This window comes from Bacillus sp. JKS001846 (assembly GCF_900176455.1).
In the GTDB taxonomy this organism is placed as follows: Bacteria; Bacillota; Bacilli; order Bacillales; family Bacillaceae_G; genus Bacillus_A; species Bacillus_A cereus.
In genome coordinates this window covers 4,286,108-4,303,966 of the sequence record NZ_FWYG01000001.1, presented here as the reverse complement: position 1 = coordinate 4,303,966, position 17,859 = coordinate 4,286,108, and the positions used below count along the sequence as shown (strand labels likewise).

Genomic DNA, 17,859 nt, shown 5'->3' with positions numbered 1-17,859 from the left:
ATTATTAAGAAGGGCGGGAGTATTACGAAAAAAAGACTGTTAATCAGTTCTCTATGTATCGCTTTTATATTGTTATGGTCATATAAAGAGGAGGTTTTTGCTACCTTTAAACCGATTGATCAGTACGAGTTAAATAAGGAGTTAAAGAACAAAAGTATAGAAAATTTAACTCATAATGAAATGAAAAAGGTAGGAGAGCATTTTGTGACCGAGCAACTATCAGTGTTTGGGTCTACTAATAAAGAAGATGTGAAACGAAAAGGTGAAGAACTATTTTTAAATAGAGGGTATGAACAATTAATGGGAAATTATTATCCAAATCGTTTTCGAGATTTAGAGTATAAATTTACAAACGAGGAGGTACGTGAAGAGACCGATGAGAGTTTTCTTTATCAAGCTGTAGCGTACGTTGCGGGTACTGAAAATGGTAAGAGAAGTGAAATGAAATTGAATTATGAAGTGAAAATTGTAAAGGTTAATAATATATTTATGGTGCTAGAACAAAAGCAGCGCGTACAATAAAGGAAATTCATTGCTCAATAGAACATTTTGGGGTGTATACTACTTAATGCGGAATAAAAAGGCCCTCAAGGAATAAAGGGCCTTTAAAGATTTTCATTTTGTTGACCAAGTTCTTTTTGAGCAATATATAAATTTCCTTGCTCGACTTGTTTAAGGGTATGAACAGAATCTCCTGCATATCCTTTTTGTGTTTTAACAGTTCTTTTTGAACGATTGGAATCTTGTTTCTTCATATAATAGGCCACCTTTCATCAAAAATAAACGAAAATGATAAGTATGAGTAATACAGCAGCGAAAATGGTAATGCCCATTAAAAACGAAGTGTTTTTATATTTAGGTGGCTTATGTACATCTTGCCGATATCCAGGTGAAATTTCAGGGGCAAATTCTTCATCGAATGATTGCTTTTTTTCTTTGTCGTCCATATGTACCCACCTTCCTTTTTCATTATATTATACGTTACAAGAAAAAATATGCATAAAGAAAACAGCCGCTTTATTATTAGCGGCTGTTTTGTGTTGTATATTTTCGTTGTACTTGAAAGAGACGGATAAGTAGGAAGGCAGCGCCAAATGCTAGACCGATAATAAGACCGATCCAATAGCCTTTTGCGGCCCATTCTGTATACGTTGCTAATATATAACCTAGTGGTAGACCTATTATCCAATAAGCAATTAAAGTCATAATTAGAGCGACATTTACATCTTTATAACCACGCAGAGCTCCTTGTACAGGGGTTGCAATTGCATCTGAAATTTGAAATAAAATCGCAAAGATAAGAAATTCTTTTGCTAAATGATGAACTTTTGCATCTGTCGTATAAATAGAAGCAATTTGATCATCAAAGAAGTAGAGAAGAATCGAATATAATAAAGCAAAGGCAAGGGCTAATCCAATTCCAATCAGTCCGTATTGTTTTGCATTATCGAAACGTTTTGCACCAACTTCGAATCCGACCGCAATAGTCATTGCCATTGCTAAACTTAGCGGAGTCATATATAACAAGGAAGCAAAGTTCATAGCTGCTTGGTGAGCTGCAATAGTTGTCGTACTAAAATTACTCATCATAAGCGTTACCGCAGCGAAAATACTCGTTTCAAAAAAGATAGCAAATCCGATAGGGACGCCAAGCTTTAAGAATGCTGTCCAACTCGAAAGAGAAGGGCGGTATAATTGTTTGAAAATGTTGAAAGAGGCAAAAGGCTCTTTCGTCTGAATAATAATGACTGTAATAATTAAAATGCACCAATATGTTGCAGTGGAAGCAATTGCCGCTCCAACACCACCGAGTTTTGGGAAACCGAAGTTACCAAAGATTAATAAGTAATTTAATATTACGTTAATTGGTAATGATAGTAATGTAATAATCATCGTTGTTCGAGTTTTTCCTAATGCATCAATAAATCCACGTAAAACCGTGTAAGTCAATAAAGGTATAATTCCTATTGCGATAATACTTAAAAATTGAGCTGCAATACGTTCCACAGGTTCTTCTAAGCGCATGCCGTTTAAAATAGGTGAAACGACGAAGAAACCGATGAGGATAACAACGAAACTAGCGCAAATTGCTAAATAAACTGCTTGTATGACAACGTGGGGAACGTCCTCTTTTTTCTTGGATCCAACGAGCTGTGCAACAATGGGAGTCGTGGCCATTAAAATTCCTGTTAACCCAGTACTAACTGGAATCCATATACTTGTTCCAATTGCGACACCTGCTAAATCAGTTGGGCTTGCATGTCCTGACATTGTTGTATCGAAAAAGCTCATCGCAAATAATGACATTTGCGTTACGAAAATCGGAAAAAATAGTAATACAAATTGCTTTAACTTTTGTGAGAATGAAGTAGTTTCTTTCATAAAATCCCCTTTCCGTATAAAAAAACAAACTCTTACTATCATACAATTTAATCAAAGATTAGAAAAGAAATACGCGCCTACAACATATGAAGCCAATAAAAAAAGGATGCACTTTGAAAAGGGATAAGGTATTATGATAAGGTGTGAAAAAATTACATATTATTTGTTATTAAGGAGGCACTACTTGTGGCTGATTGGTTAATTGGTTTAATCATGGGTGCTGTTGAAGGGTTAACAGAGTTTCTACCAGTATCATCAACAGGACATATGATTTTAACAGGACATTTAATTGGATTTGACGATGAGAGAGCGAAAGTTTTTGAAGTTGTAATCCAATTGGGATCGATTTTAGCGGTTGTAGTTGTATTTTGGAAACGATTATGGTCGTTAGTTGGAATTGGGAAAGTAAAAGAAGGGCCATCGTTAAATTTATTACATATTATTATTGGGATGATTCCTGCCGGGGTACTCGGTGTATTATTCCATAGTGCAATTAAAAAGGTTTTATTTGGTCCAGGACCAGTTGTCATTAGTTTAGTAGCTGGTGGTATTTTAATGATTGTTGCTGAGAAGTTTTCAAAACCAAGTACAGCAAGAACGTTAGATGAAATCACATATAAGCAAGCATTTACAATTGGAATGTTCCAATGTTTAGCACTTTGGCCAGGATTTTCTCGTTCTGGTTCTACAATAAGTGGTGGTTTATTAGCTCGCGTGTCGCATACAGCGGCAGCTGAATATACGTTCATTTTAGCAGTACCGATGATGGTAGCTGCAACTGGATTAGATTTAATTAAAAGCTGGGATGTATTAAGCTCGGCAGATGTAACGCTATTTGCAACAGGATTTGTAACTGCATTCGTTGTTGCGATGCTTGCAATTGTCTCATTCTTAAAATTATTATCTCGTGTAAAACTAACACCGTTCGCTTATTATCGTTTCATTTTAGCTGCGGTATTCTATTTCTTCATTATGTAAAATAAAAACCTGCCGAGCTCGGCAGGTTTTTATTTTACTAATTTTTCTATCATGTTTTCCATTACATGTTCCCAAAGAGAAGTATCATCAGCTAATGTAGCACGGAAATTAGCATACATTTCTTTTTGTTTTTCTTCGAATGTTGGATCTTCTTTTTCAGGTAATGTAGCGCGCATTGAAGTTACTAATTCTTGTACTTTTGGAGCGCGTGGTCCAAAGACGGCTTGTTCATTTCCATCTTTATCAATGAAAATAAAGATTGGAATCGCACGTGCTGTTCCATTTGTTAAATATTGATCCATTAATTCTAAGTTTTCATCGCGAATTAATAAACGCATATCAATATTTGCAACTTCAGAAATTCGTTTCATAACAGGTACGCATAAAAGAGCATCGCCACACCAATCAGCAGTTAATACGATAACACGCCAGCCATCATTTTGACGTTCTTCTAATACAGGAAGTAATTCATTTGGAATTAAAAAATTATTGTAAATGTGTAGTAGCTCGTATTGGTTTACTTGCATTTCATTCACATATGTATCAAAGGACATACCTTTATCAGCCCATTGTTGTAAGTTCATAATTGACACCTCTTTAGTAAGATTTGCTTTCATTGTACCAATTTTTATATAGAAAAGCTTGTATTCTTACTCTTTCTTGTCACTTAATAATTTATTTAATAGAAAAAAGAATAGTACGACACATAATTCAGTTAAGTTGGACATTTGTACGCTTTCTATCCAATCATCAGCAGTATGAATGACGAACCAATCTAGTGTAATTTCAATGAATGAGAAAAGAGTGAGAGAAATCCAATTTGGCATGTTTTGAGTCAATGGATATAGCAGCGCTTTGAAGAAACTGAAAATAAATAATGTAATACCATCTAAGAAAGTGATTAATAAAAAAAAGAGAAGTAAAGCAGTACGTGAACTATACGCTATACCTGTAATTTGAAAGATTCCTACATATACAAAAAATATAAATGTAAAAACTATAATGAGAAAAAGAGCAATAATACTAATGATAATTGTTTTATCTTTTAGGCTGAGATTTGAGAACCTCTCCTCCTCACGCATTAAAATCCCCCTTTTTCTGGAAGTTGACTTCATTTTATCATGAAATACATATTAAAAAACTACGAATTATGGGAAAATAAGATGACAAAAAGTAAGATTTCATGTAAAATTATTAATAAGGTTTTTATTTAACTAAATGAAATAAAAGGAGCTGTCAATGTTGTCTCAAAATCGAGAGCAATTAATGGAAGAACTATCGACAAATGTGTTTGCTATGTTTCGCACATTGCGTAATGATATCGGAAAAATATTCGGTGGTTACATACCGTGGAATGAATTCATCGTTCTGAGAATATTAAATCGTACGAATAAAGAAATGGTATCGCGTGTAGCAAATGAATTAAATGTGTCGAATAGTCATATTACAGCTGTTACAGAAAAATTAATTAATAAAGGTTTTGTAACTCGTTCACGTTCTACATCAGATCGCCGAGTTGTGTATTTAGAGATTACAGAACAAGGGAAAGATTTAGTTGCGAAAATGGAAGATGCGAAAAAACAATATTTACAAGAAAGATTCTCTGCACTTTCAGAAGATGAAATGAATGTAATGATTTCAATTTCCAAAAAACTTATTTAAGTGATTATAAATAAGAAAACGCTTACGTGATGAAATAGAAGGTCTTCCTTATATATGGGAGGTCTTCTTTCGTGTGTAATAGATGTTAAAAAATAAAATGTGTATGAAAAAAGATAGAGCGCCATACTACTAATACAAGGAAGGGAGGGAGAAATATGACGAATCGTAACGGTAGTAAAGGGAGCGGTAATCAAGGGTCACCAAAGTCCGGCCAATTTAATCAGGAATTTAGCACTGAATTTGAAACTGGTAATGATAATAAAGGAAAAGAATATCGTTCTAAAAAAGGGAGTAAATCAAAAAAGGAGTGAAATAATTCACTCCTTTTTTGATTTAAGATGCTGCCGATTGATCCGTATTATATTTTTCTTCTGATTTTGCGACAATCATTGCGCAAATTGCATCACCAGAAATGTTTACAGCTGTTCTAGACATATCTAGAATACGGTCAATACCGATAATTAAAGCGATACCTTCTACTGGTAGATTTACTTGATTTAAAACCATTGTAAGCATTACAAGTCCAACACCAGGTACACCAGCAGTACCGATACTAGCTAGTACAGCAGTTAATACGACCATAGCTAATTGCGGTAATGTAAGTTCAACTCCGTATACTTGAGCGATAAATACAGTGGCTACTCCTTGCATAATGGCAGTACCATCCATATTAATAGTTGCCCCTAGTGGTTGTACAAATGAGCTTATCGCTTTTGGAACGCCAAGCTTATCTTGTGCTGTTTTCATTGCAAATGGAAGCGATGCATTAGAGCTAGATGTACTAAATCCAATTGCCATTACTGGTCCGAAATGTTTAAAGAAACGAACAATATTTTCTTTTGCTAATACTTTTAATAAGCCACCATATACAAAGACCCCGTGAATAATGAGTACTAACATAACGACAATCATATACTTGAACATCGCAGCGACGCCTGCAAGCCCCATTTTACCAACGGATGAAGCGAGCAAACCGAATGTTCCAATTGGGGCTAATTTCATAACGAGATTAACAAGATACATCATTAATTCGTTGCCCTGTTCAAGTAATGAATGGATACCTTGAACTCGTTTTCCTAAAATAGCTATACCGAGTCCAATCAATACGGCAAAGGTAATGATTTGTAACATGTTTCCGTCAGCCATCGCTTTTGCTGGGTTATCTGGTACGATATTTAGCAATGTGTCAACGAAAGATGTTTCAGTTTTTGCACCTTCATACTTAAGACCTTCTGTTTTAAAATTACCGCCAGCTCCTGGTTTTATAATAAGTGCAAATGTAACCGCTATAGAGATGGCAACCGCAGTTGTTACGAGAAAGAATGAAATTGATTTTAAACCGATTCTTCCAAGTTGTTTCGGATCTCCAAGGCCGGCAGCACCAAGTACGATAGAAATGAACACAACAGGAACAACTAGCATTTTAATAAGTCGAATAAACAATTGACCAATTGGGTTGAACACATATTGATTTAGTGGCTCAAAGATAGATGGAGCAGCTAAATTTAGAGTGAGTCCAACAACTAGACCTAGAAATAATGCGATTAAGATTGCTTTTGTTTGTTTCAATAAAATCCCCCCTTTTGTTTTTGTGAAATTTCTTTCTAAAGTAATTATACCGAAAAAATCCCTAATTTAACAATATTTTCTGAATTTTTTGGTTTTTAGGTGTAGATAGACTGATTTTGTGTTTGGAAAATAAAATAGACCATCACATAGGATGGTCTAGGGAAGGGGACAATTTATGTCAATTTAATTAGGGATGGAAGTTGCTTTAAGACACTGGGGAATGTCTTATAAATTAGGGAGGAACAACTTCAATACATATACTATAAAAGGTAGGTGTGACTCTCATGTGAACATAGGGTGAAAGAGAGAGGGAGTTTTAAATAAAAGATAGAAAGACAAAAAAATAAGACCATCATTTATAAGATGGTCAAGGAAGGGGACAATTTATGTCAATTTAATTAGGGATGGAAGCTGTTCAAAGACACTGGGGAATGTCTTATAAATTAGGGAGGAACAACTTCGATACATATACTATAAAAGGTAGATGTGACCTCTGTGTGAACATAGAGTGAAAGAGAGTGGAAGTTTTAAATAAAAGATAGAAAGACAAAAAAATAAGACCATCATTTATAAGATGGTCAAGGAAGGGGACAATTTATGTCAATTTAATTAGGGATGGAAGCTGCTTTAAGACACTGGGGAATGTCTTATAAATTAGGGAGGAACAACTTCAATACACATACTATAAAAGATAGATGTGACCTCTGTGTGAATATAGAGTGAAAGAGAGAGGGAGTTTTAAATAAAATGAAAATTTAATGAGTGTTTTTTGTTCATCCCCTATTGATTATTAGCCTTAACCAATCGGGCGTTTATTGCCCACAAATAGCGGAATAAAAGATAAAGCAAACAAAAAATAAGACCATCATTTATAAGATGGTCAAGGGAAGGGGACAATTTATGTCAATTTAATTAGGGATGGAAGCTATTCAAAGACACTGGGGAATGTCTTATAAATTAGGGAGGAACAGCTTCGATACATATACTATAAAAGGTGGATGTGACCTCTATGTGAACATAGAGTGAAAGATATGGGGATTTGAAAAATAGTACATATGAAATTGTTATTGCTAGCAATATAGAATTAGGATATAGAGTTTTCCAGCATAAAACGAAAAGGAATCTGAATATAAATAAAAGTTGTAATCTATGAAAAAAAAGATTATGCTCAACTATATTATGAGAATATAAGGTTTGTCCCAATTATTTAAGGGCTTTTAAAAAGCTTTTTATTGTATGAGGGGAAGCTTCACTTTAATAAGGGAGTTAGTGATATGGACGTAACAAAAAAACAAGGGCTGTATAATCGTCTTATACGATTAAACCCACCACAAATATTAGCATTAGGCTTTTTCTGCTTAATTGTGGTTGGCGGTTTGTTATTAAAATTACCATTCGCAACGAAAGTACATATTAGTTGGGTAGATGCTTTCTTTACAGCAACGTCAGCAGCGACCGTAACTGGTTTGGGAGTAGTGGATACAGCAAGTACATTTACGATGTTTGGCGAAATTGTTATTATGTTTTTAATTCAAACAGGTGGTCTAGGCCTTATGACAATTGCCATTTTAATTGTTTGGGTACTAGGTAAAAAAATCGGATTACGCCATCGTTTATTAATTGGAGAAGCATTTAATCAAACAAATATAGGTGGTCTTGTAAAATTAGTAAAGCGTGTCTTTATATTTTCGATTTGTATTGAACTTATTGGGGTCATCTTTTTATCGTTTCGCTTTATTCCAGAGTTTGGTTTTGGAAAAGGTTTATACTATAGTATTTTTCATGTAATTGCATCTTATAATAATGCAGGGTTTGCTTTATGGCCAGATAATTTAACAAGATATGTAGGGGATCCCATTATTAATATTGGGATTTGCTCTTTAATTGTAATTGGTGGACTCGGTTTTACCGTATTAATTGATATATGGTATAGTCGCAGTTTTCGAAAATTATCACTTCACTCAAAAATAATGATTATTGGAACAGTAGTACTAAATGTTATAGCAATGATTGTGATTTTTGTATTGGAATATAATAATGTGAAGACGTTAGGGAATTTATCTTTAAATGAAAAACTATGGGCTTCCTTCTTTCAAGGTATTACTCCGCGGACAGCTGGATTTAATACGGTTGACTATGGAGGTATGGAAGAATCATCTATATTATTTACGATGATTTTAATGTTTATTGGTGCAGGAAGTGTATCAACAGGTGGAGGAATTAAATTAACGACGTTTGTTATCTTAATTACATCTGTCCTTTCTTTCTTTAGAAAAAAGGAGGAAATTGTTTTATTTCAGCGTACAATTAAAATGTCGACAGTAACGAGGGCCTTAGCGATTGCTGTTGCCAGTCAAATACTTATTTTAGCAGCGGTATTCATATTAATGCTTACAGAAAACTTCAGCTTTATTCAATTATTATTTGAGACAATATCAGCGTTTGGCACAGTCGGATTAACGATGGGAATTACTGGAAAGCTATCGGCATTTGGAAAATGTATTATTATGTTTGTTATGTTCTGCGGATTAATTGGACCATTAACACTTGTGTTCTCTTTAGCGCGACCAGCAAAACAAAAAATAAAATATCCATCGGAAGATGTGTTTACAGGATAAGGTATCCCGCGTTAAGCGAGATACCTTTTTCTTTTTTAGAACAGGGAGAACAATAGACCAATAAGTGCTACTCGGAATAAAATTGCGATAAGTGCAGCAATTCCACCGACAACTGCAGCGATACCGCCAGTTACAGTAGCTCCGCGATTATAAGCGTAAATACCGAGTAAAACAGAAACAAGACCAAATAGTGTTGGAAATGTAAATAGCGATAAGATAGATAGCGCAAGAGCGATAAAACCAGCAGTTGATCCAGCAGCGGACGATTTTACAACATCTTTATCGTCTTTATCATCGTAATCATAATCAATGCGTTGTGGTGCAACCTCAGCGGCGTACTCTTCTTTATAGTCACTATAATCACTATCTATTCTATCTCTTTTTTTATAATCATCAAATTTCTCAGTCAAAGTCATGACTCCTTTCATAACAAGGTTCAATAGTAGTATGTATCTCTTTTTCTTTTTTATCCCGCTATTTGTGGGAGTCGAGCTACGTACACATCCCACTGATTAAAGTTTCACTATACCGGAGCATGTACAGGGAGTAGTATCTTTTAAAAGAAGGAAAATGTTTTTTTGAAATAGGAAAAGTTAGTATGACTTCCTCTATTTTGGAAAATATAAAAAGGAATAATGAGGAAAGGGTGCAATACATAATGGAACATCCAATTGAAAATTTAATGAAAACGGCAATGACAAATTTAAAAGAGATGGTAGATGTAAATACAATTGTTGGGAGCCCGGTTTCAACAGCTGACGGAAATGTAGTATTAACAGTATCTCAAGTGGCTTTTGGTTTTGGAGCTGGTGGAAGTGATTTTAAAGGGGATTTCATCACTGAAAAACATAACGGTGGGCAAAATCAGCATAAAGAGAACAAACAAGGGCATCCATTTGGAGGAGGAAGCGGGGCTGGGGTTTCCATTAGTCCAGTAGCTTTTTTAGTAGTTGGTTCTAATGGGGTGCAAGTATTACATCTCAACAGCAGTACACATTTAATTGAAAAGGCTTTAAATACTGTACCAAGCACTGTAGATAAATTTGTGAATGGTCGTCAAAAGTGAACTTGCATTTTTTAGGAATTATGATATATTAGAAAAAGTGCGCTTTAGGATGATCGGAATAATTGAAATGTAAATATATATGATGTGTGGAATAAGGGAGAGGAATTTATGATTAATATCAAAAACTTAGTAGTTGGCTTATTTATGTTAGTTAGCGGCTTTGTTGTATATGTAATAAAAGAAAAAGCTCCATTCTAAAACAGACAAACCGTTAATGTCTGTTTTTAATTTACGGAAAAAAGTTGACAAGTTATTGTATTGGTGTTAGAATTTTAATTCGTGTCTCGGTTACAGCTAGTGTAAAGTAAATATCTCTTATGAATGCAATACGAAAAGTTTGCGAAAGATCGGGTAATTTTATCAACAACTTTTGTGAACAAACCCTATAAATTGTATTTATAAGCTATATATGTATACTAGTGAATCAAGGAGCGGTCAGTGGAACCGTAATGATGAGAGAGAGGTAGGGCTTTCATCCAGTATATGTTACTTTCCCGTTAGGTGAATATAAAAAAGAGGACTCCTTTTAAAAGGGGTCCTCTTTCATTTTTTAAGTGCGACTTTCAACTTGTTGACAAATTTCATCCGTTGTTAAACCGTGAGCTGTAATGACTGATCCTTTAATTGATGTATCTGCAATGCCCATCACATTAGAATCTTGCCCAGTTACAACGCAACAATCACACCCTTGTGCATCCTGTTCTGAGTTAAGTGTAACAACTTCATGACCTTGTTGTTGAAGAGCTTGTTGAACGTCTGTTAATGAGTTTTCAACGCCAATTCTAGCCATAATTATCACCTCCTACCATCTAATTGCTAGTATGCTCAAGTTCACTGCATATATTTATGAAAAGACGGTAGGAAGTAAATCTTTGTTTAGTCGTTATATACGCCAGTAAGCATTTGACTAACGAATTGATCGTTTAATGTATCTTGTGCTGAAGAAGTATTTGAATGGATGTCGATTGAAGCAATAAAATGATTATGTTCTTTCGTATTTGGTTCTACCTCTACGTAATTATCGAATTTACAAAAACCTTTCGTATCCATTAGATCAAATAATTGCAGCATTTCTACTACCTCTTGTCTCGTTCCTTTAATTTGTACACACGCCATATTTATTTCCTCCTTTATTTTGACAAATTGTTTTTTAAAAATAGGATTATGATTACGAAATGAAAAATATGAATGTTATTTTTAGACAGCGCTATTTTTGTTATTTTCCCCCTTTTTCAGCAAAAGTCGTTATATATCCCCGGATTTATAAAATCGGACGTCCGTTTATTGAATACAATAGATTCGTATCAATTGATGAAAATCCTTCTTTTAAACAAATATTTTTTTAGTGGAAATTGGCGAAAAAAATTTTTTGACTTTTTGTAAACGTTAACAATGTTGTTAAATCAGTATAAGCAAAGAAGTACGTATGATTAAAAATTATAAATTTTCTAAAAATTCACTTGATTTATTTAGAAAGGAGAGTAAACTAGGAAACAATAAAAAATTCATAGAACATAGGAGGCGCTTCTAGTGAATGAGCAATGGATTTTCTTAAATGGAGAATTTGTTCCAAAAGATGAGGCAAAAGTTTCAGTATATGATCATGGCTATTTATATGGCGATGGAGTGTTTGAAGGAATTAGAGTTTATAGCGGTAATGTTTTCCGTTTGAGAGAGCATCTTGTCCGGCTGTATGAATCAGCAAAATCAATCCTTTTAGAAATTCCATATTCATTAGATGAAGTAACAAATATTGTTGTTGAGACGATTCGACAAAATAAATTATCTAATGGATACATTCGCCTTGTTGTATCAAGAGGAGCAGGAAATCTTGGATTGGATCCCGATTCATGTAAGAAGCCGAATGTAGTAGTAATTGCAGAACAATTATCTTTATTCCCACAAGAATATTATGAGAAAGGGATTCCAGTTGTAACAGTTGCAACGCGCCGAAATCGTCCCGATGTTTTATCCCCTCAAGTAAAATCTTTAAATTACTTAAACAATATTTTAGTTCGTATTGAAGCGAAATTAGCTGGAGTACAAGAAGCACTTATGTTAAATGATCAAGGATATGTAGCTGAAGGATCAGGAGATAACGTGTTTATTGTTAAAGGAAATAAATTAATTACACCACCAAGTTCTGCTGGAGCGTTAGAAGGTATTACACGAAACGCCATTTTAGAAATCGGCGAAAAACTTGGGTATGACGTAAGAGAAGAGTTATTTACAAGACATGATGTATATGTAGCTGATGAAGTGTTTTTAACAGGAACAGCTGCTGAAGTGATTGCTGTTACGACAGTAGATGGTAGAACGATTGGCTTAGGGCAAACAGGTCCACATACGAACCGTTTATTAAAAGAGTTTCGTAAGTTAGTTGTAGAAGATGGAGAGAAAATTTACGAAGAAAATAAAGTTGGATAACAACTTTTTTAACATAAGAAAGCGTTGATAGGGAGGAGTAGTTGATTGTGAAGCCTCACAGAGAGTCGGTGGTTGCTGAAAACCGATGGTTCACGTCGACGAACATCGCCCTTGAGTGCTAAGCTAAAGCATTTGTCTAGGCTTAGACGGTAGCTCCGTTATTAGCTAGATCCATTTATGGATCACTGAGGCAAGAGTATTCTTGCGAAGAAGGGTGGTACCGCGAAATCTTTCGTCCCTTCAGCACATAGCTGGAGTGTGGACGTAGGATTTTTTTATTGTATAAAAGTTTGAAAAAGGGGGCTTATAAGAACAATGTCTTCAAAAACGGAAGAGAAACTGGCAACTGGTGCACAGCTATTGTTAGAAGCGCTAGAAAAGGAAGGCGTAGAAGTGATTTTCGGTTATCCGGGTGGTGCCGTTTTACCTCTCTATGATGCATTGTATGATTGTGAAATTCCGCATATTTTAACAAGGCATGAGCAAGGGGCAATTCACGCTGCTGAAGGGTATGCCAGAATTACAGGGCATCCAGGGGTTGTAATTGCAACGAGTGGGCCAGGTGCTACAAATGTAATTACGGGTCTAGCTGATGCGATGATTGATTCATTGCCACTTGTAGTATTTACAGGCCAAGTAGCAACAACGTTAATTGGGAGCGATGCTTTTCAAGAGGCAGATATTATGGGACTTACGATGCCAGTGACAAAACATAACTATCAAGTGCGAAAGGCCTCAGATTTACCTCGAATTATTAAAGAAGCATTTCATATTGCTAAAACTGGAAGACCAGGACCAGTCGTTATTGACCTTCCGAAAGATATGGTAGTCGAGAAAGGTGAGCAATGTAGCAATGTACAAATGGATTTACCGGGATATAACCCTAATTATGAACCGAATCTACTTCAAATAAACAAATTACTCAAAGTAATTGAAACCGCAAAAAAACCGTTAATTTTAGCTGGAGCGGGTATATTGCATGCGAAAGCTTCGAAAGAATTGACAAATTTTGCTCGTAAATATGAAATCCCTGTTGTGCATACATTACTTGGTCTTGGTGGTTTTCCACCAGATGATGAACTATTTCTAGGGATGGGAGGAATGCATGGTTCTTATACAGCAAATATGGCGTTATATGAATGTGACTTACTCATTAATATAGGCGCGAGATTTGATGATCGGCTTACAGGGAATTTAGCTTATTTTGCTAAAGGGGCTACTGTTGCGCATATCGATATCGATCCAGCAGAAATCGGGAAAAATGTGCCAACTGAAATTCCTATTGTTGCAAGTGCTAAGCGGGCATTGGAAGTATTACTTGAACCAGAAGGGGGAAAAGAAAATCATCATGAATGGATCACTTTATTAAAGGGGAGAAAAGAACAATATCCATTCTCTTATAAAAGAAATTCTGAAAGTATTAAGCCCCAATACGCAATTGATATGTTATATGAAATTACGAAGGGAGAAGCGATTGTAACAACAGACGTTGGGCAACACCAAATGTGGGCAGCCCAATATTATCCGCTGAAAAATCCAGATAAATGGGTAACTTCTGGTGGATTAGGAACGATGGGGTTTGGATTTCCAGCAGCAATCGGTGCGCAAATTGCAAAGCCTGAAGAATTAGTTATTGCAATTGTTGGTGATGCTGGGTTTCAAATGACTCTACAAGAATTAAGTGTATTAAAAGAACACGCTTTACCCGTTAAAGTATTTATTTTAAATAATGAAGCTTTAGGAATGGTAAGACAGTGGCAAGATGAATTTTACAATCAAAGATATTCACATTCTTTATTACCATGCCAACCAGATTTCGTCGCTCTTGCGAATGCATATGGCATAAAAGGTGTTCGTATTGACGATCCACTTCTTGCAAAGAAGCAAATCCAGCATGCTATTGAATTACAAGAGCCAGTCGTAATTGATTGTCGTGTACTTCAATCAGAGAAGGTTATGCCGATGGTTGCGCCAGGAAAAGGTGTTCACCAAATGGAGGGAGTGGAAAAAGGGTGAAGAGAATTGTTACAGCGACAGTTCGAAATCAAAGTGGTGTTTTAAACCGAATTACAGGGGTTATGACACGAAGACATTTTAATATTGAAAGTATTTCAGTAGGTCATACAGAATCATCAGATATATCGCGAATGACGATTGTTGTACACGTTGAAAGTGAACAGCAAGTGGAGCAGTTAATTAAACAACTGCATAAACAAATTGACGTACTGAAAGTATCAGATATTACAGAAGAAGCGATGATTGCTAGAGAGCTTGCTCTTATTAAAGTAGCAACTTCTGTAGCGAGGGCAGAATTATATAGTTTAATTGAACCGTTTCGAGCCGCTGTAATAGATGTTGGGAAGGATTCCATAGTTGTGCAAGTAACAGGTACGCAAGACAAAGTAGAAGCGTTAATTGAATTACTTCGTCCATACGGTTTGAAAGAAATTGCTAGAACAGGTGTAACAGCATTTACACGTAGTATGAAAAAACAAGATAAGCAAGTTATGTTAATTCAATAATCATTTAAATATAGGGGGAAATGAAAATGGCAAAAGTTTATTATGAGAAAGATGTAACAGTAAATGTATTAAAGGAAAAGAAAGTAGCAATCATCGGATATGGCTCGCAAGGTCATGCACATGCGCAAAATTTACGTGATAACGGATTTGATGTAGTAGTAGGTTTAAGAAAAGGTAAGTCTTGGAATAAAGCGAATGAAGATGGATTTTCTGTATATACAGTAGCAGAAGCAGCGGAAAAAGCTGATGTAGTAATGATTCTACTGCCTGATGAATTACAACCAGAAGTATATGAAGCTGAAATTGCACCAAATTTACAGGCTGGAAACTCCCTCGTGTTCGCACATGGATTTAATGTTCACTTTGATCAAGTAAAACCACCAGCTAATGTAGATGTATTTCTAGTAGCGCCAAAAGGACCGGGGCATCTCGTACGCCGTACGTTCGCCGAGGGCGGGGCTGTTCCTGCATTATTTGCAGTATATCAAGATGCAACAGGAGTTGCGACTGAAAAAGCACTTTCTTATGCTGACGGAATTGGAGCAACGAGAGCTGGTGTACTAGAAACGACGTTTAAAGAAGAAACAGAAACAGATTTATTTGGAGAGCAAGCTGTACTCTGCGGCGGAGTGACTGCACTTGTAAAAGCAGGGTTTGAAACGTTAGTTGATGCAGGATATCAGCCTGAACTTGCATATTTTGAATGTTTACATGAACTGAAGCTAATCGTTGACCTTATGTACGAAGGTGGACTTGAAAATATGAGATATTCAGTTTCAGATACAGCGCAGTGGGGAGACTTCGTATCAGGACCACGCGTTGTTACTGAAGATACGAAGAAAGCGATGGGGGCAGTATTAGCAGAAATTCAAGATGGTACATTTGCAAGAGGCTGGATTGCAGAGCATAAAGCAGGAAGACCAAATTTCCATGCGACAAATGAGAAAGAGAATAAACATGAAATCGAAGTAGTTGGACGTAAATTACGTGAAATGATGCCTTTCGTACAGCCGCGAGTAAAGGTAGGGGTTAAATAATATGAAGCAGGTTTTGTTCATGGATACAACGCTTCGTGATGGCGAACAATCACCAGGAGTAAATTTAAATGAACAAGAGAAATTACAAATTGCTAGGCAATTAGAGAGGCTTGGTATTCATGTAATGGAAGCTGGATTCGCGGCAGCTTCCGAAGGTGACTTTCAATCGGTAAAACGTATTGCGAATACAATTCAAAATGCTACGGTTATGAGTTTAGCTAGAGCGAAAGAAAGTGACATTCGAAGAGCATATGAAGCTGTGAAAGGTGCTGTATCTCCTCGTCTACACGTATTTTTAGCTACGAGTGATATTCATATGAAATATAAACTTTGTATGTCAAAAGAAGATGTGTTAAATAGTATTCATCGCTCGGTTACGCTTGGAAAATCATTATTTCCGACAGTACAATTTTCTGCAGAAGATGCGACAAGAACATCGAGAGCATTTTTAGCTGAAGCAGTAGAAATTGCAATTCGAGCAGGAGCGAATGTAATTAATATTCCGGATACAGTTGGATATACGAATCCAGAAGAGTATTATTCTCTTTTTAAATACTTACAAGAATCCGTTCCATCATATGAAAAAGCGATTTTTTCTTGTCATTGTCACGATGATCTTGGTATGGCAGTAGCAAATTCGTTAGCTGCGGTTGAAGGAGGAGCATTGCAAGTAGAAGGAACGATTAATGGCATTGGAGAAAGAGCAGGGAATGCAGCGTTAGAAGAAGTTGCGGTAGCTCTTCATATTAGAAAAGATTTTTATAAAGCAGAGCCTTCAATGACTTTAAAAGAAATTAAGGCGACGAGTATATTAGTAAGCAGGTTAACGGGTATGGTTGTACCGAAAAATAAAGCAATCGTTGGAGCGAATGCATTTGCTCATGAATCGGGCATTCACCAAGACGGGGTTTTAAAAGAAGTAACAACTTATGAAATTATCGAACCAGCGCTTATAGGAGAATCTCAAAATCTCTTTGTACTTGGGAAACATTCTGGCCGTCATGCGTTTACGGAAAAAATGAAAGAGCTTGGTTATGAATTTACAAATGAAGAGCGAGATGCGGCATTCGAAGCATTTAAAAAGTTGGCTGATCGTAAAAAGGAAATTACTGAAGAAGATTTACGCGCACTTATGCTTGGTGAAGCAGCATTTGCAGCTCAGCAATATAACATTACGCAATTACAAGTGCATTTCGTATCAAATAGTACACAATGCGCAACAGTTGTGCTGAAGGATGAGGAAGGAAATGTATATGAAGATGCAGCCACTGGTTCTGGTAGTATTGAAGCGATATACAATGCGATTCAAAGAATTTTAGGATTAGAATGTGAATTGGCAGATTATCGCATACAATCTATTACACAAGGTCAAGATGCACTTGCTCACGTTCATGTTGAATTAAAAGAAGGTAGTCACCAAATATCAGGTTTCGGAGTTGCGCAAGACGTATTGGAAGCGTCGGCGAGAGCTTATGTCCATGCAGCAGGGAAATTAAAATCTCTTATAGCGCTTGTGAAATAAATATTTGATAGGTGAGAGAAGCTTTCCTCACCTATCAAATTAAAGTTCTGAAAATTCAGTTAAAAGGAGTGTTAAA

The 17,859-nt window shown here is 35.8% G+C and carries 21 protein-coding genes and 1 other annotated feature; of the genes, 12 read left to right on the top strand and 9 right to left on the bottom strand.

Annotated elements, in window-relative coordinates:
- Nucleotides 1-3: 3 nt before the first annotated feature.
- Nucleotides 4-522 (top strand): biotin transporter BioY, encoded by a 519-nt coding sequence (locus B9A45_RS22930; protein ID WP_084065159.1) that lies wholly within the window; start codon nucleotides 4-6, stop codon nucleotides 520-522.
- 83 nt (nucleotides 523-605) lie between these two features.
- On the opposite strand, the gene B9A45_RS32290 is transcribed toward B9A45_RS22930, so the two are convergent.
- From B9A45_RS32290 to B9A45_RS22910, 3 genes are all read right to left on the bottom strand, one after another.
- On the bottom strand, nucleotides 606-755 hold the full coding sequence (locus B9A45_RS32290; protein ID WP_000743742.1) for a hypothetical protein: 150 nt from the start codon (nucleotides 753-755) through the stop codon (nucleotides 606-608).
- 18 nt (nucleotides 756-773) lie between these two features.
- On the bottom strand, nucleotides 774-947 hold the full coding sequence (locus B9A45_RS22920; protein WP_000341062.1) for a hypothetical protein: 174 nt from the start codon (nucleotides 945-947) through the stop codon (nucleotides 774-776).
- A gap of 76 nt (nucleotides 948-1,023) precedes the next feature.
- Complete coding sequence (locus tag B9A45_RS22910; protein WP_084065156.1) at nucleotides 1,024-2,382, bottom strand: MATE family efflux transporter; 1,359 nt, start codon at nucleotides 2,380-2,382, stop codon at nucleotides 1,024-1,026.
- Between the two features lie 186 nt (nucleotides 2,383-2,568).
- Here B9A45_RS22910 and uppP point away from each other — a divergent pair, with 186 nt between their 5' ends.
- Nucleotides 2,569-3,360 carry a bacitracin resistance undecaprenyl-diphosphatase gene (gene uppP, locus B9A45_RS22905; RefSeq protein ID WP_000796258.1) on the top strand — a complete coding sequence of 264 codons (792 nt, stop codon included), beginning with the start codon at nucleotides 2,569-2,571 and terminating at the stop codon, nucleotides 3,358-3,360.
- Between the two features lie 29 nt (nucleotides 3,361-3,389).
- Here uppP and B9A45_RS22900 read toward each other — a convergent pair whose 3' ends face one another.
- Nucleotides 3,390-3,977, bottom strand: a complete 588-nt coding sequence (locus B9A45_RS22900) for a thioredoxin family protein (RefSeq protein WP_142263083.1) — start codon at nucleotides 3,975-3,977, stop codon at nucleotides 3,390-3,392.
- A 33-nt stretch (nucleotides 3,978-4,010) separates the two neighbouring features.
- Nucleotides 4,011-4,442, bottom strand: a complete 432-nt coding sequence (locus B9A45_RS22895; RefSeq protein ID WP_070757154.1) for a regulatory YrvL family protein — start codon at nucleotides 4,440-4,442, stop codon at nucleotides 4,011-4,013.
- A gap of 160 nt (nucleotides 4,443-4,602) precedes the next feature.
- On the opposite strand from B9A45_RS22895, the gene B9A45_RS22890 reads away from it, so the two are divergent.
- Nucleotides 4,603-5,022: a MarR family winged helix-turn-helix transcriptional regulator gene (locus tag B9A45_RS22890; protein WP_000081432.1), complete on the top strand. Its 420-nt coding sequence runs from the start codon at nucleotides 4,603-4,605 to the stop codon at nucleotides 5,020-5,022.
- Nucleotides 5,023-5,177: 155 nt separating this feature from the next.
- Nucleotides 5,178-5,333, top strand: a complete 156-nt coding sequence (locus B9A45_RS22885) for a hypothetical protein (RefSeq protein WP_000184928.1) — start codon at nucleotides 5,178-5,180, stop codon at nucleotides 5,331-5,333.
- Nucleotides 5,334-5,355: 22 nt separating this feature from the next.
- Here B9A45_RS22885 and B9A45_RS22880 read toward each other — a convergent pair whose 3' ends face one another.
- Nucleotides 5,356-6,591: a dicarboxylate/amino acid:cation symporter gene (locus tag B9A45_RS22880; RefSeq protein WP_084065153.1), complete on the bottom strand. Its 1,236-nt coding sequence runs from the start codon at nucleotides 6,589-6,591 to the stop codon at nucleotides 5,356-5,358.
- A 1,274-nt stretch (nucleotides 6,592-7,865) separates the two neighbouring features.
- Here B9A45_RS22880 and B9A45_RS22875 point away from each other — a divergent pair.
- Nucleotides 7,866-9,209, top strand: a complete 1,344-nt coding sequence (locus B9A45_RS22875; protein WP_084065151.1) for a TrkH family potassium uptake protein — start codon at nucleotides 7,866-7,868, stop codon at nucleotides 9,207-9,209.
- 35 nt (nucleotides 9,210-9,244) lie between these two features.
- Here the strand turns inward: B9A45_RS22875 and B9A45_RS22870 are convergent, their stop codons facing one another.
- Nucleotides 9,245-9,619 carry a hypothetical protein gene (locus B9A45_RS22870; protein ID WP_000136535.1) on the bottom strand — a complete coding sequence of 125 codons (375 nt, stop codon included), beginning with the start codon at nucleotides 9,617-9,619 and terminating at the stop codon, nucleotides 9,245-9,247.
- 188 nt (nucleotides 9,620-9,807) lie between these two features.
- On the opposite strand from B9A45_RS22870, the gene ytfJ reads away from it, so the two are divergent.
- Nucleotides 9,808-10,275, top strand: coding sequence for a GerW family sporulation protein (gene ytfJ, locus B9A45_RS22865; protein WP_000204234.1), 468 nt, complete (start codon nucleotides 9,808-9,810; stop codon nucleotides 10,273-10,275).
- Nucleotides 10,276-10,383: 108 nt separating this feature from the next.
- A complete protein-coding gene (locus tag B9A45_RS22860; protein WP_000608227.1) occupies nucleotides 10,384-10,473 on the top strand; it encodes a hypothetical protein in 90 nt (29 codons plus the stop codon).
- A gap of 352 nt (nucleotides 10,474-10,825) precedes the next feature.
- On the opposite strand, the gene B9A45_RS22850 is transcribed toward B9A45_RS22860, so the two are convergent.
- Nucleotides 10,826-11,065, bottom strand: coding sequence for a YkuS family protein (locus B9A45_RS22850; RefSeq protein WP_000101022.1), 240 nt, complete (start codon nucleotides 11,063-11,065; stop codon nucleotides 10,826-10,828).
- An 86-nt stretch (nucleotides 11,066-11,151) separates the two neighbouring features.
- Nucleotides 11,152-11,391, bottom strand: coding sequence for a DUF3911 family protein (locus tag B9A45_RS22845; protein WP_000752512.1), 240 nt, complete (start codon nucleotides 11,389-11,391; stop codon nucleotides 11,152-11,154).
- Between the two features lie 414 nt (nucleotides 11,392-11,805).
- On the opposite strand from B9A45_RS22845, the gene ilvE reads away from it, so the two are divergent.
- The 5 genes from ilvE (at nucleotide 11,806) to leuA (ending at nucleotide 17,783) form a co-directional block, all read left to right on the top strand.
- A complete protein-coding gene (ilvE, locus tag B9A45_RS22835; RefSeq protein WP_001005487.1) occupies nucleotides 11,806-12,702 on the top strand; it encodes a branched-chain-amino-acid transaminase in 897 nt (298 codons plus the stop codon).
- A gap of 15 nt (nucleotides 12,703-12,717) precedes the next feature.
- Nucleotides 12,718-12,945 (top strand) — a binding site (T-box leader).
- 72 nt (nucleotides 12,946-13,017) lie between these two features.
- Nucleotides 13,018-14,718, top strand: coding sequence for an acetolactate synthase large subunit (gene ilvB / locus B9A45_RS22830; protein WP_000095832.1), 1,701 nt, complete (start codon nucleotides 13,018-13,020; stop codon nucleotides 14,716-14,718).
- Entirely contained in the window at nucleotides 14,715-15,224 is a 510-nt protein-coding gene (gene ilvN / locus B9A45_RS22825) for an acetolactate synthase small subunit (RefSeq protein ID WP_000822952.1), read from the top strand. The genes ilvB and ilvN overlap by 4 nt, the downstream gene beginning before the upstream one ends.
- A 26-nt stretch (nucleotides 15,225-15,250) precedes the next feature.
- Nucleotides 15,251-16,261 (top strand): ketol-acid reductoisomerase, encoded by a 1,011-nt coding sequence (gene ilvC, locus B9A45_RS22820; protein WP_001151747.1) that lies wholly within the window; start codon nucleotides 15,251-15,253, stop codon nucleotides 16,259-16,261.
- A 1-nt stretch (nucleotide 16,262) separates the two neighbouring features.
- On the top strand, nucleotides 16,263-17,783 hold the full coding sequence (gene leuA, locus B9A45_RS22815; protein WP_000815753.1) for a 2-isopropylmalate synthase: 1,521 nt from the start codon (nucleotides 16,263-16,265) through the stop codon (nucleotides 17,781-17,783).
- Nucleotides 17,784-17,859 lie beyond the last annotated feature (76 nt).